At 54.5% G+C, this 22,426-nt stretch carries 21 protein-coding genes; 6 read left to right on the top strand and 15 right to left on the bottom strand.

Going from position 1 to position 22,426, the window contains the following annotated elements:
* Window positions 1–48: 48 nt before the first annotated feature.
* The 8 genes from LZ634_RS04495 to LZ634_RS04460 form a co-directional block, all read right to left on the bottom strand.
* Window positions 49–591 (bottom strand): YfaZ family outer membrane protein, encoded by a 543-nt coding sequence (locus LZ634_RS04495; protein ID WP_234502612.1) that lies wholly within the window; start codon window positions 589–591, stop codon window positions 49–51.
* A 179-nt stretch (window positions 592–770) separates the two neighbouring features.
* Window positions 771–2,129 carry an o-succinylbenzoate--CoA ligase gene (menE, locus tag LZ634_RS04490; protein ID WP_234502609.1) on the bottom strand — a complete coding sequence of 453 codons (1,359 nt, stop codon included), beginning with the start codon at window positions 2,127–2,129 and terminating at the stop codon, window positions 771–773.
* Window positions 2,126–3,091 (bottom strand): o-succinylbenzoate synthase, encoded by a 966-nt coding sequence (gene menC, locus LZ634_RS04485; protein WP_234502607.1) that lies wholly within the window; start codon window positions 3,089–3,091, stop codon window positions 2,126–2,128. The genes menE and menC overlap by 4 nt, the downstream gene beginning before the upstream one ends.
* The gene (gene menB / locus LZ634_RS04480; protein ID WP_234502605.1) at window positions 3,091–3,948 is read right to left on the bottom strand and encodes a 1,4-dihydroxy-2-naphthoyl-CoA synthase; all 858 of its coding nucleotides are present in this window, start codon (window positions 3,946–3,948) and stop codon (window positions 3,091–3,093) included. Before menB ends, menC begins: the two co-directional genes overlap by 1 nt.
* 14 nt (window positions 3,949–3,962) lie before the next feature.
* Entirely contained in the window at window positions 3,963–4,724 is a 762-nt protein-coding gene (gene menH / locus LZ634_RS04475) for a 2-succinyl-6-hydroxy-2,4-cyclohexadiene-1-carboxylate synthase (protein WP_234502603.1), read from the bottom strand.
* The gene (gene menD, locus LZ634_RS04470; protein ID WP_234502601.1) at window positions 4,721–6,391 is read right to left on the bottom strand and encodes a 2-succinyl-5-enolpyruvyl-6-hydroxy-3-cyclohexene-1-carboxylic-acid synthase; all 1,671 of its coding nucleotides are present in this window, start codon (window positions 6,389–6,391) and stop codon (window positions 4,721–4,723) included. The genes menH and menD overlap by 4 nt, the downstream gene beginning before the upstream one ends.
* Window positions 6,392–6,470: 79 nt before the next feature.
* Window positions 6,471–7,763, bottom strand: a complete 1,293-nt coding sequence (gene menF / locus LZ634_RS04465; RefSeq protein ID WP_234502599.1) for an isochorismate synthase MenF — start codon at window positions 7,761–7,763, stop codon at window positions 6,471–6,473.
* Window positions 7,764–7,954: 191 nt separating this feature from the next.
* Window positions 7,955–8,416, bottom strand: coding sequence for a GNAT family N-acetyltransferase (locus LZ634_RS04460; RefSeq protein ID WP_234502596.1), 462 nt, complete (start codon window positions 8,414–8,416; stop codon window positions 7,955–7,957).
* A 43-nt stretch (window positions 8,417–8,459) separates the two neighbouring features.
* Between LZ634_RS04460 and rbn the strand changes: the two genes are divergently transcribed.
* Both rbn and LZ634_RS04450 read left to right on the top strand, forming a co-directional pair.
* A complete protein-coding gene (gene rbn, locus LZ634_RS04455) occupies window positions 8,460–9,380 on the top strand; it encodes a ribonuclease BN (protein WP_234502594.1) in 921 nt (306 codons plus the stop codon).
* A 64-nt stretch (window positions 9,381–9,444) separates the two neighbouring features.
* Window positions 9,445–10,440: a chemotaxis protein gene (locus LZ634_RS04450; RefSeq protein WP_234502633.1), complete on the top strand. Its 996-nt coding sequence runs from the start codon at window positions 9,445–9,447 to the stop codon at window positions 10,438–10,440.
* A gap of 94 nt (window positions 10,441–10,534) precedes the next feature.
* Here the strand turns inward: LZ634_RS04450 and LZ634_RS04445 are convergent, their stop codons facing one another.
* The 6 genes from LZ634_RS04445 to LZ634_RS04420 form a co-directional block, all read right to left on the bottom strand.
* Window positions 10,535–10,981, bottom strand: a complete 447-nt coding sequence (locus LZ634_RS04445) for a hypothetical protein (protein WP_234502592.1) — start codon at window positions 10,979–10,981, stop codon at window positions 10,535–10,537.
* Window positions 10,982–11,088: 107 nt separating this feature from the next.
* Entirely contained in the window at window positions 11,089–12,873 is a 1,785-nt protein-coding gene (locus LZ634_RS04440; RefSeq protein ID WP_234502591.1) for a diguanylate cyclase, read from the bottom strand.
* A gap of 118 nt (window positions 12,874–12,991) precedes the next feature.
* Window positions 12,992–14,101 carry an AI-2E family transporter gene (locus LZ634_RS04435; RefSeq protein ID WP_234502590.1) on the bottom strand — a complete coding sequence of 370 codons (1,110 nt, stop codon included), beginning with the start codon at window positions 14,099–14,101 and terminating at the stop codon, window positions 12,992–12,994.
* A 147-nt stretch (window positions 14,102–14,248) separates the two neighbouring features.
* Window positions 14,249–15,280 carry an AbrB family transcriptional regulator gene (locus tag LZ634_RS04430; RefSeq protein WP_234502589.1) on the bottom strand — a complete coding sequence of 344 codons (1,032 nt, stop codon included), beginning with the start codon at window positions 15,278–15,280 and terminating at the stop codon, window positions 14,249–14,251.
* A gap of 124 nt (window positions 15,281–15,404) precedes the next feature.
* Complete coding sequence (locus LZ634_RS04425; RefSeq protein ID WP_234502588.1) at window positions 15,405–15,608, bottom strand: tautomerase family protein; 204 nt, start codon at window positions 15,606–15,608, stop codon at window positions 15,405–15,407.
* A gap of 65 nt (window positions 15,609–15,673) precedes the next feature.
* The gene (locus LZ634_RS04420; RefSeq protein ID WP_234502587.1) at window positions 15,674–16,843 is read right to left on the bottom strand and encodes an MFS transporter; all 1,170 of its coding nucleotides are present in this window, start codon (window positions 16,841–16,843) and stop codon (window positions 15,674–15,676) included.
* Window positions 16,844–16,950: 107 nt separating this feature from the next.
* Here LZ634_RS04420 and LZ634_RS04415 point away from each other — a divergent pair, with 107 nt between their 5' ends.
* On the top strand, window positions 16,951–17,838 hold the full coding sequence (locus LZ634_RS04415; protein ID WP_234502586.1) for a LysR family transcriptional regulator: 888 nt from the start codon (window positions 16,951–16,953) through the stop codon (window positions 17,836–17,838).
* Window positions 17,839–18,164: 326 nt separating this feature from the next.
* Here LZ634_RS04415 and LZ634_RS04410 read toward each other — a convergent pair whose 3' ends face one another.
* Complete coding sequence (locus LZ634_RS04410) at window positions 18,165–18,533, bottom strand: hypothetical protein (RefSeq protein WP_234502585.1); 369 nt, start codon at window positions 18,531–18,533, stop codon at window positions 18,165–18,167.
* A gap of 346 nt (window positions 18,534–18,879) precedes the next feature.
* Here LZ634_RS04410 and LZ634_RS04405 point away from each other — a divergent pair, with 346 nt between their 5' ends.
* The 3 genes from LZ634_RS04405 (at window position 18,880) to LZ634_RS04395 (ending at window position 22,412) form a co-directional block, all read left to right on the top strand.
* The gene (locus tag LZ634_RS04405; RefSeq protein WP_234502583.1) at window positions 18,880–20,118 is read left to right on the top strand and encodes an MFS transporter; all 1,239 of its coding nucleotides are present in this window, start codon (window positions 18,880–18,882) and stop codon (window positions 20,116–20,118) included.
* Between the two features lie 257 nt (window positions 20,119–20,375).
* Window positions 20,376–21,353 carry a DUF1852 domain-containing protein gene (locus LZ634_RS04400; protein ID WP_234502581.1) on the top strand — a complete coding sequence of 326 codons (978 nt, stop codon included), beginning with the start codon at window positions 20,376–20,378 and terminating at the stop codon, window positions 21,351–21,353.
* A gap of 27 nt (window positions 21,354–21,380) precedes the next feature.
* On the top strand, window positions 21,381–22,412 hold the full coding sequence (locus LZ634_RS04395; protein WP_234502578.1) for a methionine synthase: 1,032 nt from the start codon (window positions 21,381–21,383) through the stop codon (window positions 22,410–22,412).
* Window positions 22,413–22,426: the final 14 nt, after the last annotated feature.

Below are 22,426 nucleotides of genomic sequence, written 5' to 3'. Positions count from 1 at the left end.
ATTTAAAAAGGGAAAACTGGCGCAGCAGGGCTGCTGCGCCGGGGGATATTAGAACGAAGCGCTCACGCCAACATATGGGCCATCGGCCACGGTGTTGTCACGGTGACCGTCTTTACCCGCGAGGTTCAGGTAACGGTAACCGGCTTCAATGCTGATTGGACGCATGATCGTGTAGCGTGCGCCAGCATTCGCTTCGGTGTAGCTTTCGATGCCGCTGGAGAGTGAGTCTGGAGAGTAGTAGTACTCACCAAACAGACGCAGGCTATCGCCGATTTTCCACTGCAGGCCGCCGCCGACCGCAGCCGCATAGCCGGAATCGCTGTCGTTCGGATCGGTGTAAAGCGCCTTACCACCAACCGTTGCCATCAACGGCCCCAGAGGGATATTCAGACCCAGCCCCAGGCCGGCAACGTCGCCGTCATCGTCGCTGTGCGTCCAGTTACCGGTTAACGCCAGGCCCGATGTTTCGGTGCCAACGCCAAAGCCGAGGTTGGTATAATCTTTACCCGCCTGGCCATTAAAACTGATTGCACTCGCTGACGCTGAGACAAACATCAAACCTGCGAGGCCAAATAACACGCTCTTTTTCATCTTAATCCTTTCACGCAAACGCAAAAAATAAATGCCCATAAACAGCTGAATTGTACTGGGATACAGTCAGGATTCAATGTCCTGAACGGGCAATAAACGATGGGATTGTAACCAAGTACAACCCCATATCCGGGACAATGATAATTGATATTTATTCAATAATGCAGAACTATTATACGCTACGGGATTTGTTGACTAACCCACAGCTTAAGCTGATGGCGAGAGACTTTAATTCCCGTTCCCTTCATCGCGTCGGGTAACACCAGCCAGCGGTAGGGTTGCTGAAATCCTGCCAGCTTATCCTTCACCCATATGGCTATTTCGGACAAATCCAGCGTAGTTTCAGCATCCACGACGGCAACCGGGCGCTGCCCGAATTCAGGGCTGTCAACCGGCACCACAAAGACCTGCGATACCGCCGGATGCTGAGCAATCACCTTCTCCACCGTTTCGGGCTGAATGCCTTCGCCGCCGCTGAAAAAGAGATTATCCAGCCGCCCTATCACCCGCAGCTTGCCCTCACATATTTCACCGCGGTCGCGGGTGGCGAACCAGCCTTGTTCATTCACCAGCGCGACTAACTCTCCGTTGCGCCAGTAGCCTGCCGCCATGCTCGTTGCCCGCAGCCAGATTTCGCCGTCCACCAATCGCAGTTCGCGCCCCGGAAGCGGCGCGCCAACATCATCACCACCGTTGGCCTCCCGCGCACATACCGTAGAGGCAAACTCGGTCAGGCCATAGCCGCAAAAGGTGCGAATCCCCTGCTGCGCCGCCCGGGTGGTTAGCTCAGCAGGAATGGCGGCCCCGCCAAGCAGTACGGCTTTCAGGCTTAACGGTTGGTTATCGTTGAGCAACCGCCACAGCTGCGTGGGGACTAACGAGGCATGAGAGCAACCGGCCAGCGCCTGCGCCAGCGGATGTTCGCTAATTGCCATCTGCCCGCCCGCCAGCAGCCAGCGCCAGAAAATACCCTGCCCGGAGACATGAAACAGCGGCAGCGACAGCAGCCAACAGTCGTTTTCACTAAAGGGGATCAGGCTTAACACCCCATCTGCGCTGGCCAGATGCGCCGCGGCGCTGTGCACGGCGGCCTTGGGTAGCCCCGTCGAGCCGGAGGTGAGCGTCATAGAAACATAACGCTGTGCCTGCCAGTCGACATCGGCATATCCGGATGTCAAATGCAGGCGTAACGGTGCCAAACCGTAGTGCTCGTCTGCTTCAAGGTTCAGAAAATAATGCAGCGTTAAACCCGGCAGCAGTTCACTAACCAGCGCCGACGGTAAACGTGGATTCAGCGGCAGAATACGCGCCCCGCACTGCAGCAGCGCCAGCCAGGCCAGCACCGCTTCAGGGCGGTTTCGCGCGCACAGCGCAACGCCATCGCCAACGTTAACGCCTTGCGCCTGAAAGCCCGCGGCCAACTGGTCGATACGCTGGCACAGCGTCGACCAGCTTAGGGTTTCATCATCCAGACGTAGCGCGGGCGCCTCGCCGCGCAGTGCTCGCCAATGCCGCCACGGCCAGGTAGCAAACATCACAGCAGCGGCTCCATATCCTCTATCGCCCCGCACGGCAGCGAACTTTGCGGCCAGCAGCGAATCAGCTGAGTCTGCATCAGATTTAGCGTATCCAGTCCAGGCATGGTCTGCGGCGTTAGCCAGGCGGCAATCCGCGCCAACTGGGTTAAGCCAAGGCTCGATTCAAGGGAAGAGCTGATCACCGCCGTCAGGCCGAGCGCGTGCGCGGCGGCTACCTGCTCTTTCACGCGTGCCAGGCTACCGGTGAGCGTGGGTTTTATCACCACCGCCCGAAGGCCCGGTTCGGCTTCAAAGCGGAAATCCGCTTCACGCAGGCTTTCATCCCAGGCGATAGCGATACCCGTTTCGCGGGCAAAGGCGCGGGAATCGTCGCGGGTTTTGCACGGTTCTTCGAGGAAGTCAATACGTGCGCGGTGATCCGGGTTGACGTATTTGGCGAACTGCTGGGCTTTAAGCGGCGTCCAGGCGCGGTTGGCGTCAAGGCGAAGCGTCAGATCGGGAATGGCTTCCAGCAGCAGGTTCACCACCATGCCATCGCGCACCGCTTCGTAGAGCCCCACTTTCACCTTGGCCACCTTCTCGCCGGACATTTCAGCCAGCTTCAGCACCAGCTCGTCCGGGTCTCCGGTGCACAGCGGCGCCGCGCGATAGTCCGCTGCCTGCGGCAGTTCACCGTTAAGCTCCGCCAACGCGCAGCTAATGCCGAAAGCCACGGAAGGCAGCGCAGGCAGAACAAGAGCATCGCCCTGCCGCCAGCTTGCAGCCCAGGCGAGCAGTGCCGCCTGCGCCTCATCCAGCGTTTCCAGGCTGAATCCCGGCAGGGGGGAGATTTCTCCCCACCCATCGCGCTCGCCGTCACGCAGGTAGACGAATAACCCGTCGCGGGTTTTTAGCCGCCGCTCGCGCAGAACCACACCCGCGTCCATCGGGATCTGCCAGCGGTAAACCTGCGCGCTACGCATTACGGATTCCGTTTGTATTTGCTGAAGTCAGGCTGGCGTTTTTCGTTGAACGCATTACGCCCTTCCTGGCCTTCTTCGGTCATGTAGAACAGCATGGTGGCGTTACCGGCCAGCTCCTGCAGCCCCGCCTGACCATCGCAGTCGGCGTTAAGCGCCGCTTTCAGGCAGCGCAGCGCCATTGGGCTGTTTTGCAGCATTTCACGACACCAGCGGACGGTCTCTTTTTCCAGATCTGCCAGCGGTACCACGGTGTTCACGAGGCCCATATCCAGCGCCGCTTTCGCATCGTACTGACGGCACAGGAACCAAATCTCACGCGCTTTTTTCTGGCCGACGATACGCGCCATGTAGGATGCGCCCCAGCCGCCGTCGAAGGAGCCGACTTTCGGGCCAGTCTGACCGAAGACCGCGTTTTCCGCCGCGATAGTGAGGTCACACATCATGTGCAGCACGTGACCACCGCCGATGGAGAAGCCAGCCACCATAGCAACAACTGGTTTTGGACAGGTACGAATCTGACGCTGGAAGTCCAGCACGTTCAGGTGGTGAACGCCGCTGTCGTCCTGGTATCCGCCGTAATCGCCGCGAACTTTCTGGTCACCGCCGGCGCAGAAGGCTTTATCGCCCGCGCCGGTCAAAATAATCACACCGATGTTGTCGTCATAGCGCGCATCAGACATCGCCTGAATCATCTCTTTCACCGTCAGCGGACGGAACGCGTTGCGTACCTGCGGGCGGTTAATGGTGATTTTGGCAATACCGTCGGCGGATTTCTCGTAAAGGATATCGGTAAAACCTTCAGAACAGTCGTGCCACTCGGCAGGGGCGTACAGCATAGCTTCATCAGGATAAATCATAACGTGTCCTATTATCAGAGAGGCAAAATCTGCGCCAGGCACGCAACCACGCCCGCGGGATTTTCCCGGTGCGCGTTGTGCCCGGCATCACGAATAATGCAGCAAGGGAGCGAGAGTTCCTCCGCGATGGCGCGAAACTTAGCGTCGCGCTCGCCGCAGAGATACCAGAAAGGAGTATGACAACGACGCAGCGCCGGACGCAGATCGTCCTGCACCGAAAGCGACGTCGCCAGCAGCATGGCGGCCAACGCGCCGCCGTCGTTGCGCTGACGCAGCGTCACCAGCGCATCGCGCTGACCCGCCGTCAGGCTGGAAAATACCGGCTGTTGATACCAGTCATGAAACACATCCACCAGCGGCTGAGTGGCAAAGCGCTGCGCCCATTGCTGGTCGTTGCCCAGGCGTTGCTGACGTGCGGTGGCATCCGTCAGCCCCGGATGGGCACCTTCGACAATCACCCCTGCCAGGCCTTCTGGCCGCGAGCAGCAGGCGTAATACATTGCAATCCGTCCGCCCAGCGAGTACCCCACCAGCCAGTAGTTGAGTATGTTGTAACTAAGCAGCGTTGCTTTGAGCATTTCCGCCACGCCGTCAAAACCGTCAACCCGCAGGGAGGCAGAACCCCCGTGTCCAGGCAGATCGACATACAGCCGATTGGCATGGGGAAAAGCGTCGCCGACCGTCTGCCATTCGCGGTGGTCGCCAGAAAAACCGTGCAGAAAGACCAGCCAGGGCTGCGTCGGATCTCCACGTTCGGCGACGGCGTGCAAAATCATAGCTGGCTGACCTGCGCCAGAAGATGCTGCAAGGTTTGCGCGCCGTCGGTGTCGTTCACCACCAGTTCAATCACCGTGGTCGCTGGGGTACACCATGCGGTGCTCAGCGCGGACTCCAGTGCGTCCCAATCCTGCGGCTGCTGGTAGCGTAGGCCAAACATCTTCGCCGCGTGCTCAAACTGCACGTTCTGCGGCATGGCGTAAAAGCGTTCGCGCTCGGATACCGGCGTTGGTAACAGGGAGAAAATCTGCCCGCCGTTGTTGTTGACGATAATCAGCACCATCGGCGCCGAGACCTGACGCAGTAGCGCCAGCGCGTTGAGATCGTACAACGCAGAGAGATCGCCGATGATAGCCAGAGTCGGCCGAGCGCTGGCGCGCTGTACGCCCGCCGCGGTCGAGATCAGCCCGTCAATACCGCTGGCACCACGATTGCTGTATACCGGGTATCCCGCAGGAAGCTGGCCTAAGGCATCAATCAGGCGCACCACCAGGCTGTTGCCGACAAAAAGCTGGCCCTGATCCGGCAAGTAACGGCGAATCCGGTGCGCCAGCTGCGCTTCACCAAAGTGGTCGCTCTGCTCGGCCACCGTTTGCCAGGCCTGCTCGGCCAGAGTGGGAATGACTTTGGTCCACGGGGTGCGTTTTTCCGCCGGGTGTTGCTCCAGCCAGCGGTCAATATGGCACACCAGACGGCGCCCGCGATGGTGCGCCGGGTCAAGGCGACCGGGAAGATTATCCACCAGCCAGTATTCATCGGGCTCACATGACGACTGCCATTGCAGCACCCGTTTGCCGGTTAAGCTGCTGCCAAGCTGCACCACAATCTGTGCCTGCTCCAGTTCGCTTATCGCGGCAGGATTCCCTAACCACAAATCAGCGCACGGCAGCGGTTGCCCGGTTTGCGAGAGCACATCGCCAATCAGCGGCCAGCCCAGCGTTTTCGCCCAGGCCGCAACCTGTTTGCCCTCTTCCGCGCTCATGCGCCCGGCAACCACCACGCCGCGCTTCTGTCGCCAGAAGAACCAGTCACGCTGTGCCACGCTCTCCTGATGCAGCGCCTCGCGCAGCCAGGGTTTATCGCTCTGCCACCAGTCGCCCAGCGCCTGCTGCCAGCTCAGCCCGGTTTCATCCATATCGCCGTACAGCGGTTCAGCAAACGGGCAATTGATGTGTACGCCGCCGCTGTGGAGGGAACCTAATGCGTCATCCACCACCGAGACCAGCCAGCGCGCCGGAATATCCTGGCTTGGGCGCGGCAGCGAGACGGTTTGTGAAGGATGAGAAGCAAACATGCCCGGCTGGCGAATAGCCTGGTTCGCACCGCAGTCAATCAGCTCCGGCGGGCGATCCGCCGTCAGTAGAATAATTTTTTCACCGGTTAAACCCGCTTCAATCAGCGCGGGATAAAGATTGGCTACAGCCGTACCGGACGTGACAATCACCGCCACCGGCTGCTGGCTGACTTTGGCCAGCCCTAATGCCAGGTGCCCCAGACCGCGCTCGTCGAAATGGGTGTGGTGAATAAAAGTGCGATTCTCCGCCGCCGCCAGGGTAAGTGGCGTCGAGCGTGATCCCGGCGCAATGCAGATATGCCGCACGCCGTGACGGGTTAATGCTTCAAGGATCACCGCCGCCCAGCGTCGGTTAAATGCGCTTACTGACATGAAATTGTCCGGTATCAAATATTGCGGCTCAGTATAAGTTCTACGAAAGAGTAGGATCTTGATATGAGTCGATAATGTTTTATTCAGAGAACAGTAATGAACGGAGTCCCGCCGCTTTGTTTTCGATTTCCTGCCATTCCTGTTCGGGATCGGAGCCTTCCACGATACCGGCGCCGGCATACAGCCGTAGCGTATTACCTTCGACCATCGCCGAGCGCAGCGTGACGCAAAACTCGCTCTGACGACGGGAGAGAATTCCAGCCGACCCGGCATACCATTGCCGGGTAAAGGGTTCTTCGCGTTCGATAAAATCCAGCGCCGCCGCTCTGGGCAGCCCCGCCACCGCCGCGGTGGGCTGCAGCTGCAGCAAACAGCGCGTATCATCCGGCGTATCCAGCTCGGCCTGAATACGGCGACGCAGATGCTGGACCTTGCGTAGGCGTACGATTTCAGCCGGTAACACATCCAGCGTTTGCGTCATGCCCTGCAGGCGCTGACAAATATCGTCCACCACCAGGCCGTTTTCACGCTGATTTTTATCATCAGCCATCAGCCAGTGGCCTAAACGTTGCGCGGCGGCGTCATCATCATGCCCGGCCACGGTGCCAGCCAGCGCTTCGGTCTCAAGCTGAAGTCCGCGCCGACGCCATAAGCGCTCCGGCGAGGAGCCGAGAAATGTCCGCTCCGCGTCGAAGGCCATATAGAAATGATAGCAAGAGAAATTAACCCGGCGACTGGCCGCCATGAGCGCACCGGCGTTAGGCGCACTGGCGAAAATAAGATCCGTTGCCCGCGCCAGCACCACTTTGCTGAATTCGCCGCTGCGAATCGCCTGCGTGGCCTGAGTAATCAGTCGGCACCAGCCCGCTTTGTCAGGACGATGAATTTCGCGTTCCTGCTGCAAGGTGAATTCGGTCGAGGAGTGATGTGCAGAGAGTGCGGCCAGGCATTGACGGGCGTGCTCAGCATCCTGTTGTAGCGACGTGGCGCTCCACAGATTCAGCCTAAGCACCGCTCGCCCTGCTTCCCGTCGCCAGGTCAGTCGCGGCAAAAACAGCATGCCGTGCTGCGGGTCAAAGGCATTGACGCCGCACAGCCGAATGTCGTCGCGTTCCTGTGTCGCCAGAAAATCGTTGGCCTGCGCCAGCGACGAAAAGGTTTTCACCGCGCCAATGGCGGCTATTTCTTCGTGGCCACTACGCTGCTGCCAGTAAAACTGCGGCCACAACGACTGGGCGGTCAGCCAGGCCAGCGGGTCGAAAGCATCGCTTAAAGGGAATGAGACTTCAAAAATTCGCGTACCGGGCAATGCTGGAAAATCGTCTGTCAGATGCCCTGACAGGCTCTGCAACGCCGCTAATATGGATCGCACGCGAACCTCCCTATCATAAAAACCACATAGTATACGGGGTACTAAGGATAAAAAGCAGTACCCACGATGAGGGAGCGAAGGACTAATAAGGCAATATCGCACTGAAAAACAACGCTCTTTGCCTTTACTATAGACGCTAATAATTGGGGTTGCCGGATGGCGGCAAGGAGAATTATTAGGGGGCTACGCGCTTAGGCTTGCTGAACCTCGCGCGCCATCCCGACGTGTGCAATACCGTCTTCGTCATAAACGTCGGTCACGGTAACGAAACCAAAATGGGCATAAAAACCGCAAAGATGCGCCTGCGCACCGAGATAAACGGCGCGGTTTGGCCAACGCTGCTGGCAGGTAGCAAGTGCGCGCTCCATCAGCTGGTACCCCAGACGTTCACCGCGTACCGCGGGGCTGACGATCACCCGGCCAATGGTCACCGGTTCAACCTCTTCTTCACTAACCAGAATACGGGCATAGGCCACCAGCGTATCGCCCTGCCAGCCGAGAATATGGCGATTCTCACCGAGCAGGTCGTCGCCATCGATATCGAGGTAAATGCAGGTCTGTTCGACCACGAAGACTTCGCTACGCAGCTTCAGCAGGGCGTACAGTTCCGGGACGGTGAGTTCAGAATGGTGCAAATCTTGCCAGCGAATCATGGTAGGCTCCTTAGACCTTTTTTACCGCCAGGGGCGCGGCGCTATGCAATTGACGTTTTTAGGCACATCCGCGGGCGTGCCAACCCGAACCCGCAACGTAACAGCAATGCTGCTGCATCTGCAACATCCAACGCAGCCGGGGCTGTGGCTTTTTGACTGTGGTGAAGGCACCCAGCACCAGTTGCTGAACACCGCGTTTCATCCGGGAAAAATCGATCGCATTTTTATTAGCCATTTACACGGCGATCACCTGTTCGGCCTCCCCGGCCTTATCTGTAGCCGTTCGATGGCTGGAAACATCCAGCCGCTGACCATTTACGGCCCGACGGGTCTGAAAGAATATGTCGAAACCAGTCTGCGGCTAAGCGGTTCGTGGACCGATTTCCCGCTGGAAGTGATTGAAATCAGCGCAGGCGAAATACTTGACGACGGCCTGCGCAAAGTGACCGCCTATCCGCTAAACCATCCGGTGGAGTGCTACGGTTATCGTGTCGAAGAGCACGACAAACCCGGTGCGCTCGATGGTAAACGGCTGATTGCCGCCGGCGTCCCGTTCGGCCCGCTGTTTCAGCGGCTCAAAGCCGGTGAGTCCGTCATGCTGGCCGATGGGCGTACGATTGACGGTAAAGACTATATCGCCCCGGCAACGCCCGGCAAAAAGATCGCCATTTTTGGTGATACAGCGCCCTGTGAGTCCGCGCTGGAATTGGCCCGCGATGTCGATTTGATGGTGCATGAAGCCACCCTTGAAGCCGCGATGGCAGAAAAAGCCAACGGTCGCGGTCACTCATCAACCGAGCAGACCGCCCAGCTGGCGCGGGCCGCCAACGCTAAACGACTTATCGTCACCCACGTCAGCTCACGCTACGACGCCGAAGGCTGCCGTCGCCTGTTGGCCGAGTGCCGCAACTATTTCCCGGAATGCGAACTGGCGGAGGATTTTGCCACCTTCACGCTGGCATAACGTTTTGCCCTTTGGTGCCGATAACTCTGCTATCGAGATTACGCTTTACCACGCTGAGGGCACCATGGATAACTTCCAGAAAGAGATCGACGACCGGGCTAACCTGACGCTGTCCAACCGTTTTGAGCTGCTGCTCTTCCGGCTGGGCGCAGCGTCACAGAGTGACGCCTCCGAGCTTTACGGCATTAACGTCTTTAAGCTGCGGGAAATTGTCCCGATGCCGAACTTCACCCGCCCTGCCGGAATTAAACCGCCGCTGATGGGAATGGTGAACATTCGTGACCAGATAATCCCGGTTATCGATCTCGCCGCCGTGGCGGGCTGCACGCCTAAAAACGGGCTGAATATTTTGCTTATCACCGAGTATGCCCGTAGCGTGCAGGCGTTTGCCGTCGAGTCCGTTGAGAACATCACCCGTCTGGACTGGACGCAAATCCATACCGCTGAAAAAGCGGTAAACGGTAAATACATCACCAGTATCGCCTGCCTCGACGAGCACGTGGAGAGCAACAATCTGGCGATGGTTATCGATGTGGAACAGATTCTCTACGACATCACGCCAGCCAACCATGACCTGCACGCCAAAGAGCTGAGCCCGCGCAAATTCAATATCAAACCGGGTGCCACCGCTATCGTTGCCGAAGACTCAAAAGTGGCGCGCGCCATGCTGGAAAAAGGTCTGAAAGCAATGGATATCCCGGCGCAGCTGCATGTGACCGGCAAAGAGGCGTGGGAGAAAATCGAACTGCTGGCCGAGGAAGCCGCGAAGGAAGGTATTCCGGTGAGCGATAAAATCGCGCTGGTGCTAACCGATCTCGAAATGCCGGAGATGGACGGCTTCACCCTCACCCGCAAGATCAAAACCGATCCGCGACTGAAAAATATTCCGGTGGTAATCCACTCATCTTTGTCGGGGAACGCCAATGAAGATCATATCCGTAAAGTGAATGCCGACGGCTATGTCGCCAAGTTTGAAATTAACGAACTGGCGTCAGTTATCGAGCAGGTGCTAAATAAGGCCAGCACCAAAGGAACAGGCCCACTGCACGCAGTGCGGTAATTAGCAGGAAGGAAGCCGCCGGGAGTAACTGGCGGCTGTCGATAATACCGGGCGCAGCGAATAAAGATGTAAGAAACCAATAAATCCGGGTGGCCTATTTGTTTTCTACGCAAAAATAGCCTGTGCGGCTAATGCTCACATCATCATGACCACGTCCCGCAACCGCGCGATAAAGAGCCCCCTCTTTATCCCCAAGGTCTTTAAAGTTAATACCTAAGAAGTCAGCATCTTTACCGAGATCCGCCGCGTTTTGCCGGGTCGAGAATAAGATGAAATCTTCATTATTCTCTTGCTGCGTCTTCGTCATTGCTTTGAAATAAGTCATCCCCGGCTTAACATCACCATCTTTAGATAAATACTTCGTCACTGCGTATCCCATGTTATCGTCCGACGCTTTCACATCAACCAGCATGGCGCCGCGCAGAGATGTCTGATTATTAAAATCGGACTCTGCAACACAGGCTAAGCTGACAAGCAGTTTATCCGCCATCGCCGCAGGTGACGCGAGCACAAGCAGAACCAGAAAGAGTTCTCTGTTCATTAATATCTCGTTTTTATTTTTACTTTCACTACACCATTATAACCGCGGTTCGAAAGGCATCGTCATCTACCAAATTACAGTGCGGTTTGCACTTCATCGGAGAAATGTCACCCGGCCTCCAGCATGCCGAAGCTGACGATCCGCGAGCGCCCCAGCTCTTTCGCGCGATAGAGCGCCACGTCGGCAGCGCGCAGCAGGTTATCGCTCTGCACATGCTGCGGGTAGCTGGCCACGCCGATAGAGACGTCAACGTGTCCCACATCCACCCCGCCAAAGCGTAGCGGCATCTCGCGCACCCCGTTGAAGATAACCGACGCGCAGCGATTAGCGGCCTCTTCATCCATATTGGCCAGCAGAACCAGGAACTCTTCGCCCCCGTAGCGGAAAGCGATACCGCCTTCACGGACCACGCGCTGAATAATGGCGGCGACGCTTTTGATAACCCCATCGCCCACTTCATGACCGAAACGGTCGTTGATGTTTTTGAAGTGATCAATGTCGATCATCAAGCAGCTTATTGGTTGTTTATTACGGATTGCCTCGCTCATCTGAGTACCCATAATATCTTCCAGATGATGACGGTTACGCAGACCGGTCAGCGGATCGTAAAGCGCTTTTTCCAGCAGGGCATCACGCAGACGCTGGTTGGCTAACGCCAGCCCAAGCGCCTCAGCCATCAACTCCAGATAGCCGCGAAAAGAAGTGGTTTCTTCGTTGATATTCTGGAATGACAGCAGACCGATGGCCTCACCTTGAGCAATGAGCGGTACGCACAGGGTATCTTTCTGACACGACTCTGGCAGGTGATAACAGATGATATCCGGCTCACCGTGCTCCGGGGGATGGCCCTGCCCACGCCGCACCGCCCAGCATTCGTCCGGATGGAATGGCTCATCGCTGCCCTGCGGTGAAAGCCACTGTGCAACGCAGCGCATCTGCCAGGGTTCTCTATCAAGTATATAGAGCCGCCCGGCAACGCCTGGAGCGATATTCGGCGCGAAAAGCTCTGCCACATTAATAACATCGGCAAAGTTTTCGCATCCCTGCAAACGCTGGGTCATACGTGCCAGCAGTTCACGTATCGCCCAGTTGGCGTCTCGCTCTTTCTCGAGCTGCTGCCGCGCCAGGCCATTTTCGCGAAAAATACGGATGGCCTGCGCCATATCGCCGATTTCATCAATCTGGTTAAAATTAGGTGTTTCAACAGCGTAATCCTGCGAAGCCAGGCGATGAACCACATCGCTCAGGCGGACCACCGGGCGCAGTACGCGGCGTTTTAAGATGAAGCCGAGGACGAACAAAAAGAGCAGCGCAGTCAGCCCGACCATCACTTCTGACAGGGTGCGCAGCGTACGAGAAGCCTTGGTTGCATCGATAATGGCGTCACGCGCACGGTTGTCCAGCATCTGGCGGAAATGGTCTATCCGTTCCTGTACGCGCTCCAGCTCCTGTTCATAGGCTTTTCCATAGAGCAGCGCTACCGCCTCTTTGTCTTCTCCCCGCGCTACGCTTTCGAACGCTGTTTTCTGCTCATCCAGCAATTCATCGACAATCTGCAGCCCTTCATGCAGTAGCGTCAGCTCCTCCTGGGTGGCACCAGAATCTTTCAGTTTCGATAACCGATATTCTATTTTTTTCTGGGACGCGGCTTTCTGCTGATAATCATTCAATACATCGGGATCTTTCGCCAAAACGTACAGGCGCGCCAGGTCAGATAGCTCCCAGGCATCCGTTTCTACTTCGTTGGTAAGCTTATCGAAAACCTGCCGCTGTTCTACCGCCTGGCGTTCGGTATTATCTGCGTTGGACGCCATCACCATGACGATGCCGGAGATAATCGTCAGGCATACCGTCGCGCTATAGGCCCAGTTCGTGATTGTGGCTATTCGCACCTGTTGATTCCTTCTGCGACAGATAATAAATAAGCATTACTGAAATTATAGGAAATGCATGATTTCGCGTAAAAATAAAAAGGCGGCCCCAAGGCCGCCTTCTGTTATCGTCTTCTCACTATAAATCTGGAGGGTTTTTCCCTTCCTCAATAAACTCTTCGTCCAGCCCTTCTACGTTACCGGCATGATCGCGCCCGGAGAACAGGTTCCAGCAGGCCAGGAACAATGCTGCGATCAGCGGGCCGATAACAAAACCGTTGATGCCGTAAATTTCCATACCGCCCAGGGTGGTAATCAGGATCAGGTAGTCCGGCATTTTGGTGTCTTTGCCCACCAGCAGCGGACGCAAAATATTGTCCACCAGCCCGACGATAATCACGAAGAAGCCGACGATAAACAGCCCTTGCCACAACTGCTGCGTGGCGAAAAGGAAAATGGCCGCAGGTACCCAGATAATCGCCGAGCCGACGGCAGGCACCAGTGAGAGAAACGCCATCAACGCGCCCCACAAAACGCTGCCGTCGATACCGACAATCGCGAAGGCGATGCCGCCGAGCGTGCCTTGAACTACCGCTACCACCGCCGTACCTTTTACCGTCGCACGCGTCACGCCGACAAATTTGGCGAACAGATGCTGTTTGGCAAAATCAGAAAGCGGCAATGAATCCAGAATCTGGCGCACCAGAAACGGCCCGTCTTTGAGCAGGAAGAACAGCAGATACAGCATGATGCCAAAGCTGATAGCAAAGCCGAAGGTCCCCTTGCCGATAAGAAAGGCACTGCCCGCCAGGTACTGTCCACCCTGCAAGGCAAATTCCGAGAGTTTTTTCTGGATCTGCGCGGCATTATCCAGATTGTGCTCGACCAGAAATCCTTTGGCCCATCCCGGAAGATGAGAAAAAATACCGGCGACCACTTCAGGAAACTGGGTGTTGTTCTGCTGCAGTTTGGTATCGACCACGCTCAACTCAAGCGCCAGCGAGGACAAAATCACCATTAAAGGAATAAAAACAATCAGGCAGATAATGCCGATGGTGAGCAATGACGCCAGCCCATTACGGTCGCCCAGCGCGCTGCGCAGCTTATTTTTAACCGGGTTAAAGACCACGGTTAATACCGCAGCCCATAAAATAGCGGAGAAATAAGGAGAGAGAACATCGAAGAATGCCCAGGTCACGAGGGCAAGAATAAAAATGAAAAAACCTTTGGCCAGTCCGTTAAAGCGCATTGGTGGATCCTGTAGCGTGGAAACTGTCTCGACTATAGAGGCGTTTAGCCGGATTTACCAACCTGGACACTGACTTTAAATCCGAATGGTCTTTTTTCCGGATATTTCACCCTGGCCATCAATTCCCGGGGATATCCACCCACACCGCTACGATAATTTCTGCCTTTGCCGGCTTTGCCGATAAATAGCCAGCGCGGGCAGCGTATGGATAAGTAGCATGCGGACCAGATGATTGGCCATCACAAATCCCGCATCGGCCTTTAGCATCAGAGCGGCAAAAGACATGGTTTCGACGCTGCCGGGAACCCAGGAGAGCAGCAATAAATAGAAGGGATAATCCACCAGCAAAGAGGCCACCCAGGCCATCAGCACGGTGATACCCAGCCCTATCGCAATAAGCTGGAGCGAAGACCACAGGTGGCGACCAAATTCATGTAATGAAAAAAGGGTGAAATGATGGCCTAGCAGCATCCCCATCAGCACCATGCTCAGCTGATTGAGGACATCTGGGAAATAGAGCGTTTCTGCGGCCAACGGATGCAGCGCGGCGGCGCAAAACAGCGAAGTCAGCATAAACGGCGCGGGGAAATGATAGCGCTCAAGCAGCTTTCCCAGCGCATAGCCTGCGGCAACAATCGCGGTCAGCCACAGCAAATTATTCACGGAATAAAAAGCGGCCGAAGCCGGTACTACACTACCTTCCGCGCCACCACGTGAAATAAAGCCGGCCAGTAGAGTCAGCACAATCAGCCGCAATGAATGCGAAATCACAATTTTTTGCGGCGGCGTTTTGATATGCGAGGCCAGCGCCAGCACCGCGGCCATCGCCCCCGGAACGGCACCCAGCAGGGCCTCGTCTTTACTCCAGCCTAATTTTCGCTGACACCAGAAGTAACAGAGCGTGAATTGTAACGATAAACAGAGCAGCAAGAGGCCGAAAAACAGTCCAATCTCCAGCCCTTCGCTAAAGGAAAAATGGCGCATTAACAGCCCAATCGATGTTCCCAGCGAGAGCTGTATCAAGGTAATGCTACCGGATAGCGTTGGCACTGCGCCAACGAAGCGCGTGAGCAGAAAAACCGTCATTAGCGAACCAAACATCATGCCAAGTGGTATATGGCACAGGACAAAAACCTGACCAACCAGGATGCATAAGATGAAGCTTAACAGCCATTTCATACGAGGCCCCGATGAATTCGACCGATCACGATTTCAGCTCGCTGCACAATCAATACAGATTAGCGTAGTGCTGATAGAATAAAACGGGCTACGTATTCATCACCCGGTTATTCATTCTATGGCGTTATTGGCTTATTTTACGTAATTCAGTGACGGGTACACCGCCAATCCCCCAGTTATCAGTTTCAACCTCATCAATCACCACAATCGTGGTGTTGGGGTTTTTATTCAGGACATCCACCAGTAACTGGGTAACGCCAGCCATGAGCCGTTTTTTCTGCTCATCCGTTGCGCCTTCTTTGGTAATTTTTATATTGACATAAGGCATGTCCATTTCTCCTGTAGGGTAGAGGTGGGGGTTATTTTGCTAAATATTAAAATACGCAGAGGCGGTTATGATTTTGTTTTTCGGTATTGTAAATGGCTAATACCCGCCGCGACAAATAATGCTCCCGCGCCGAGTAGAGTCGGCCCGGTAAGACTCTGCCCGCGGCTCTCAAATACGCTAACCATTAGCGGCCCGGCAATTTGCCCCACGCCATAGGTTAGGGTCACAAGGCCAAGCAGATTCACTTTTTGCGGTGCGTTAAGTTTTTTCGCCAGCGGCATCACCAGTGAGCTGGTGCCCATAAATGTCGCGCCAAAGCCGATACAGCCTAGCGTGAGCAGAATAGAAGAATGGGTCATCGCCGCCAGCACCACGCAGCAGGCCTGGACAATCAGATTAATGCTCAGGCACGGCAGGAGCTTCCATTTACCGGCAGCCCATAGCCAGCCGTAGCAGCCGGGAATCACCGCCAGACCCACAACCGACCAGATATGTCCGGCGATAAAGGTCTCCCCCAATCTTTTTGCCATCACCGGCAAATAGGTGGCGACAATAATATAGCCAAACCCAGCCAGGCCATATAACATGGCCAGTAGCCACCATTGAATACTGTTGTCAGCTTTTACTGACTGGGTCATCGTCCTGGGAATATGAGCATCGCGGGGTAATAAAACCCACATGGCTATCAGCAATACGCCTGAAATAAAAGAAGCCCCTAGCCAAAGCGTTTTTGCACTCAGCAGATACGCGACGCCGGCGATGACATATTCATTACCGATAAAAATTCCGACGCCAACGCCGGAAAATAACGAGGCAACCACCGCAGGATGATGGCTGTGCTGGAGAACCAGCATGGCGCCAAATATCATCATTCCCGCACTCGCCACGCCGGCGAGGAATCGGATGAGGATGACCACTTCAGGTATCGTGACGACCGCCATCAATAAAATCAGCAGCCCGGTGATCAGCGCAACCGCCAACATCATGGCCTTGAGATGGGCCAGACGATTAAAAACGCCAAACGAAAATAGCAGGCTGCCAAAAAGGTATCCCGCATAGTTGGCGCTCGCAATCAGCGACAGCTGCGAAAAGGTAAAAAGCCCTTCATGCAACATAACGGGCAGCATCGGCGTATAGAGAAAACGTCCGATCCCCATCCCCAGCGTCAATACGACCATGCCAAATACCGCAGTACGAATTTGGTGACACCGCGCGTCTTTGTGATCAGGCTCCATTTTTAGCACTCAATCCGGCAATTAACTTGATTGTTATCTTACATGAGCAAATGATTATAAAAAGTTAATAAAACAGACCAGATCGTTCACTTTGAGTAACAGTCACAATGAACAGTACCGCGCTTAACTTATTCAAAACGGTAGCAGAAACGGGCTCGATATCCGCAGCAGCCCGGCAACTTCACTGCGTATCATCCAACGTCACGACCCGTCTTAAACAGCTGGAGACCAGCCTCGACGTCTCGCTGTTCATTCGCGAGAAAAACCGTCTGCACATCACCCCAGAGGGCCAACTTCTGCTGCGCTATGCCAATAAAATCATGGCGCTATTGGAAGAAGCCCAGCTCTCGATGCAGGGAACAAAGGCCGCGGGCCCGCTGCGAATTGGCGCCATGGAGACGACGGCAGCGATTCGCTTGCCGCCATTGCTGGCCAGTTTTCACCGCGAAATGCCCGCCGTCGAGCTGAATTTAAAGACCTCGCCAACGGAGCTGCTGATGCAACAGGTGAGCAATAACGAACTGGATGTCGCTTTTGTTGCCGACCACCAAAAGCTGCATGATGAAAATTCTTCACTACAATCACAGATCTTATGCCAGGAGACGCTGGTGTTGGTGACGGCGGCCGAGCATCCGGCGGTCACTCAGGGTACCGACCTTCTGGTGACAAAACCGCTGGTGTTTGTGAAAGGCTGTAATTATCGTTCCCGCCTGGAGCAATGGCTTGAATCTCTGGGTGTGGAACATTCAACGCCACTTGAATTTGGTTCATTTCAGGCGATTCTTGGCTGCGTCAGCGCTGGAATGGGGATTGCGCTACTGCCCGAAAGCGTTGTCAGGCAGTATGAAACCAGCTTCAGTATACGCAGCCACGCGATTTCCCCGCAGATTGGTAACGTGAATACGATGGTCGTCTGGCGCAAGAACCGTGAGATAAGCCCGGTGGTCAACTGCTTTATCTCGTTTATGACAGGTGGACAAGCGCGCAGCGCATAACGTCCGCAGACTGAACGCAGCTCCCGGTCACTTCCCTGCAATAAATAAATAGCCTGATGAAAAACATCAGGCTATTTTATTAATCAAATATTCTTTATATCGACAACGAGTTAATGTTCTCAGTGATTATATTTGTTTCGTATCGATATCAAGCTTACATTTAAAGAATATAATAAAGTCCCGACAGTGCACCGTCGCTGTGCTGGTCACCAGCACATTTTTTGTCGATGGCTGTACGGGAATTCTTACCTGTTTTGACGCGCCAACATTCACACAACCCTGTAATAATGTCGTGAGAACCAAGAGTACATAACCTATTTTTTTCATTATAAACCTCTTAATATCTCATTTCGCTTAACTTTATATTCGTCAACGCTGATAAGCTGTTTCTTTTTTAACTCATCCAGTTCAGTCAGTCGCGATGAAGCACTGTCTTTAGCTGTAGTGCCGGTTGATGTCGCCTTTGCTAATGGAGCTGTAGCTATCGTGGAGTCAACGCCACCAACAGGTGTCATCTCAACGTTAAGACGGCAGGTAATGATAAAGAAAATATCCTTACATCGTGCAGACGCGTTGGTATCTACAACGATATGATCAACCCCAGGTTGTGGAATAACCTCAATCGTTTTTGTTGTTGAAACAGTCGCGCATCCTGCTAATAACAATGGTAATAACAATAGCGTCAAATATCGCATAGAGTCCTCATTATAATAATTTTGCTGGCTACTTTACGTCAAAATGCATCCCAATCCTTAAAGGTAAAGGCTTAGATGAAAACTATTAACAGCGATAATATCGCGATTAAAAGAGTGCAATGAGATATTTTACCGAGCAATTAACGCAGCATAAATTAAACATTTTCGACTATCGTATGTTGATCTACGTCACACTTATAGCTGTCAGCAATGATTTATCTATCATTCATACACCACACCAATATTTGATGAGTAAAAACGCGATTGCGTAGAGGCATCTCATGATACAGTATTATGAAACACAGTTTCATTCAGACGTTATCCCTAACACAGACCCCTTATCACCATGAAAACGAATAATAAAAAAGGGCACGCTTTTCACTTTAGTGCTTTCCGCCACCTCTTTTTTGCGCGCCTGCTGACCGTACTCGGCAACGGTATTGCCCCCATCGCGCTGGCGTTTGCGGTACTGGATATCGGCGGGTCGGTCTCCGACCTCGGGATTGTCGTCGCCTCCCGCTCTCTGTTCAACGTGGCCTTTTTACTGATTGGCGGCGTCTTAGCCGACCGCTACTCCCGCAGCCGCGTGCTCGTCTCCTCTTCTCTGGTTGCCGCAATCTCACAGGCCATCGTGGCGTGGTTAGTCCTTGAGGGTTCCGCAACGGTCATGAGCCTGGCCCTGCTGGGTACGCTTAACGGCGCCGCTGCGGGTATTGCGTTACCGGCCTCCTCGGCGCTGGTTCCTCAAACGGTTCCCGCGCAGAATCTGCGTCAAGCCAATGCGCTTATCCAACTGGGTATTTATAGCGGTACGGTCATCGGCGCGTCGCTTGGCGGGATCCTGATAGCTGCCGTTGGCCCCGGCTGGGGTCTGGCGATTGATGCTCTCGGCTTTGCATTCGCCGCGCCGCTGTATCGGTTGATTCGCGTGGCAGCCATCAAAGTGGGTGAAGCACAAAGCAATATCCTGCTGGATTTAAAAGAGGGCTGGAAAGAGTTCGCCAGCCGGGCGTGGGTATGGTCGATTGTCGTCCAGTTCACCATTATCAATGCGGCGTTCAGCGGTATTGTGATGGTGCTGGGCCCGGTGATTGCCGACGCCTCTTTTGGCCGCGCCAGCTGGGGGATAATCATTGCGGCACAAAGCGTTGGCCTGATTGTGGGCTCATTCCTTGCCCTGCGCTGGCGCCCTCGGCGCGATCTGTTTATCGGCGCAATGCTGGTCGCACTGTGCGCTGTCCCTATCTTCCTGCTAAGCCAACCGGCATCAGCGCCGTGGCTGGTTGCCGCCTTTTTCACGGCCGGTGTCGCCTTTGGCCTTTTTGGTGTCTCGTGGGCTCACTCGCTGCAAACCCATATCCCGCCCGAAAAACTGGCCCGCGTTTATGCCTATGATGCGGTCGGCTCATTTGTGGCGATTCCCTTTGGTGAACTGGTTGCCGGGCCGCTGGCCGCGCGTTTTGGCACCAGCGACGTGCTGCTGGTTGCCGCGTTGGCGGTCGTTGTCGCCACCGCCGGCGTGGGTCTGGTTCCCGCCATCAGGCGGCTCGATAACGCTGCACAGAGTAAACCGCACGCCGTGTAATTCTACGCCCGTTTGTCTCCCCCACTCCGGCGCCCATTCCTCGGGCCCGGAGATTTAGCGCCCCACCAAAATCGATCATGAAGATGACTCATGTTGTTATGAAATTAAGTCGCTTTCCCTCATCCGGCGGCTCTGGCATAAATTAACTCATCTTAACTTATCAGCAACATGAACGCTGCTAGATGGCAACCCAGAGTTTTCTGGTGAGACCAGAAACAGGCACACTCTTCATGTCAGAACTCAGGATGCCAAGAGCGATGAATAAAGAATTTACCTTCACTATTTCCAGCAGTATTTTCGACGAGAATTATAACCCTTCGGAAAATACGCGTATTACCACCAACTTCGCCAACCTGGCTCGGGGAGAAAACCGTCAGGAAAACTTACGCAATACGCTGGCGATGATTGATAACCGCTTTAATACGCTGGCGCATTGGGATAACCCAAAAAGCGATCGTTATTCCGTCGAACTTGAAATTATTTCAGTGGAGATGAATATTGATGACCAGGCTGATACCTTCCCGGCCATTGAAATTCTGAAAACCAATATTATCGATAACAAGACTCACGAGCGTTTTGAAGGGATTGTCGGGAATAACTTCTCGTCTTACGTCCGCGATTATGATTTCAGCGTATTGCTGTTGGATCATAATAAGCAGCAGGCGCAATTTAGCATCCCTGAGAACTTTGGCGATTTGCACGGCAATATCTTCAAACATTTCGTCAACTCTGCTGAATACCAACAGAATTTTAGCAAAGCGCCGGTCATCTGCCTGAGCGTGTCGAATAAAAACACCTATCAGCGGACCGGCAACCAGCACCCAGTTTTAGGTTTTGAATACCAGCAAAATGGTACCTCTTTGACGGAAACCTATTTCGGCAAGATGGGGCTAAAGGTGCGCTATTTCATGCCGCAGAACAGCGTCGCGCCGCTGGCATTCTTCTTCACCGGTGATTTGCTCAGCGATTACACCAGCCTTGAGCTGATTGCGACCATCAGCACGATGGAGACGTTCCAGAAGATTTATCGTCCTGAAATTTATAATGCCAACTCGGCCGCCGGGCTGTGTTATCAACCGAACCTGAATAACCAGGATCACTCTTTAACCAAGATTGTTTACGATCGCGAAGAGCGTAGCCAGTTGGCTATTGAGCAAGGGAAGTTCACAGAAGAGAACTTCATCAAACCATACAAGAACATTCTTGAGCAATGGTCTGCTAACTACGCTTTTTAACGCATTCGCCAGATAAGGTCACCTATTATGAAAACACTGCTTCCGACATCCACTGCTGGCAGCCTGCCGAAACCGTCCTGGCTGGCACAGCCGGAGACGCTGTGGTCCCCGTGGAAATTACAAAACGAAGAATTAATCGAAGGCAAACAGGATGCGCTGCGCCTTTCTCTAGCGGAGCAACAGCTGGCCGGTATTGATATCGTTAGCGACGGTGAGCAAACCCGTCAGCACTTTGTGACCACCTTTATTGAACATTTGAACGGTGTCGATTTTGAAAAGCGCGAGACCGTGCGAATTCGTAACCGTTACGATGCCAGCGTCCCAACGGTTGTCGGTGCCGTCGAGCGTCAAAAACCGGTGTTTGTTGAAGATGCAAAATTCCTGCGTCAGCTGACCAAGCAGCCGATTAAATGGGCGTTGCCGGGGCCGATGACCATGATCGACACGCTGTATGATAACCACTACAAAAGCCGCGAAAAGCTGGCCTGGGAATTCGCCAAAATTCTTAATCAGGAAGCGAGAGAATTAGAGGCTGCAGGCGTCGATATTATCCAGTTCGATGAACCGGCCTTTAACGTCTTCTTTGATGAAGTGAATGACTGGGGCATCGCCACGTTAGAGCGCGCCATTGAAGGGCTGAAGTGCGAAACCGCAGTGCATATTTGTTACGGCTACGGTATTAAAGCCAATACCGACTGGAAGAAAACGCTGGGTTCGGAGTGGCGACAGTACGAAGAGGCTTTCCCTAAGCTGCAGCAATCGAACATCGATATCATCTCGCTGGAATGCCATAACTCTCGCGTACCGATGGATCTGCTGGAGCTTATCCGCGGTAAAAAAGTGATGGTGGGTGCCATCGACGTTGCCAGCAACACTGTGGAAACCGCAGAAGAAGTGGCCGATACGCTGCGTAAAGCGCTGCAGTTTGTCGATGCCGATAAGCTTTATCCGTCAACCAACTGCGGCATGGCTCCGCTGGCACGTCACGTTGCGCGCGGCAAACTGAATGCGTTAAGCGCGGGCGCTGAGATTATTCGTCGGGAAATTCTGGCGAAGTAACGCGGCGCATCGGC

Source organism: Kluyvera intermedia (assembly GCF_021440345.1).
GTDB classification, from domain to species: domain Bacteria; phylum Pseudomonadota; class Gammaproteobacteria; order Enterobacterales; family Enterobacteriaceae; genus Kluyvera; species Kluyvera intermedia_A.
This window is presented reverse-complemented; position numbering and strand designations above follow the sequence as displayed.

Coding starts and splice junctions, on each gene's coding strand:
- rbn (WP_234502594.1), top strand. CDS start 8,460: ATGCAATTGACGTTTTTAGGCACATCCGCGGGCGTGCCAACCCGAACC.
- LZ634_RS04425 (WP_234502588.1), bottom strand. CDS start 15,608: ATGCCTTATGTCAATATAAAAATTACCAAAGAAGGCGCAACGGATGAG.
- LZ634_RS04405 (WP_234502583.1), top strand. CDS start 18,880: ATGAAAACGAATAATAAAAAAGGGCACGCTTTTCACTTTAGTGCTTTC.
- LZ634_RS04415 (WP_234502586.1), top strand. CDS start 16,951: ATGAACAGTACCGCGCTTAACTTATTCAAAACGGTAGCAGAAACGGGC.
- LZ634_RS04435 (WP_234502590.1), bottom strand. CDS start 14,101: ATGCGCTTTAACGGACTGGCCAAAGGTTTTTTCATTTTTATTCTTGCC.
- LZ634_RS04395 (WP_234502578.1), top strand. CDS start 21,381: ATGAAAACACTGCTTCCGACATCCACTGCTGGCAGCCTGCCGAAACCG.
- LZ634_RS04445 (WP_234502592.1), bottom strand. CDS start 10,981: ATGAACAGAGAACTCTTTCTGGTTCTGCTTGTGCTCGCGTCACCTGCG.
- LZ634_RS04430 (WP_234502589.1), bottom strand. CDS start 15,280: ATGAAATGGCTGTTAAGCTTCATCTTATGCATCCTGGTTGGTCAGGTT.
- LZ634_RS04450 (WP_234502633.1), top strand. CDS start 9,445: ATGGATAACTTCCAGAAAGAGATCGACGACCGGGCTAACCTGACGCTG.
- menC (WP_234502607.1), bottom strand. CDS start 3,091: ATGCGTAGCGCGCAGGTTTACCGCTGGCAGATCCCGATGGACGCGGGT.
- LZ634_RS04410 (WP_234502585.1), bottom strand. CDS start 18,533: ATGCGATATTTGACGCTATTGTTATTACCATTGTTATTAGCAGGATGC.
- menB (WP_234502605.1), bottom strand. CDS start 3,948: ATGATTTATCCTGATGAAGCTATGCTGTACGCCCCTGCCGAGTGGCAC.
- menD (WP_234502601.1), bottom strand. CDS start 6,391: ATGTCAGTAAGCGCATTTAACCGACGCTGGGCGGCGGTGATCCTTGAA.
- menH (WP_234502603.1), bottom strand. CDS start 4,724: ATGATTTTGCACGCCGTCGCCGAACGTGGAGATCCGACGCAGCCCTGG.
- LZ634_RS04495 (WP_234502612.1), bottom strand. CDS start 591: ATGAAAAAGAGCGTGTTATTTGGCCTCGCAGGTTTGATGTTTGTCTCA.
- LZ634_RS04460 (WP_234502596.1), bottom strand. CDS start 8,416: ATGATTCGCTGGCAAGATTTGCACCATTCTGAACTCACCGTCCCGGAA.
- LZ634_RS04420 (WP_234502587.1), bottom strand. CDS start 16,843: ATGGAGCCTGATCACAAAGACGCGCGGTGTCACCAAATTCGTACTGCG.
- LZ634_RS04400 (WP_234502581.1), top strand. CDS start 20,376: ATGAATAAAGAATTTACCTTCACTATTTCCAGCAGTATTTTCGACGAG.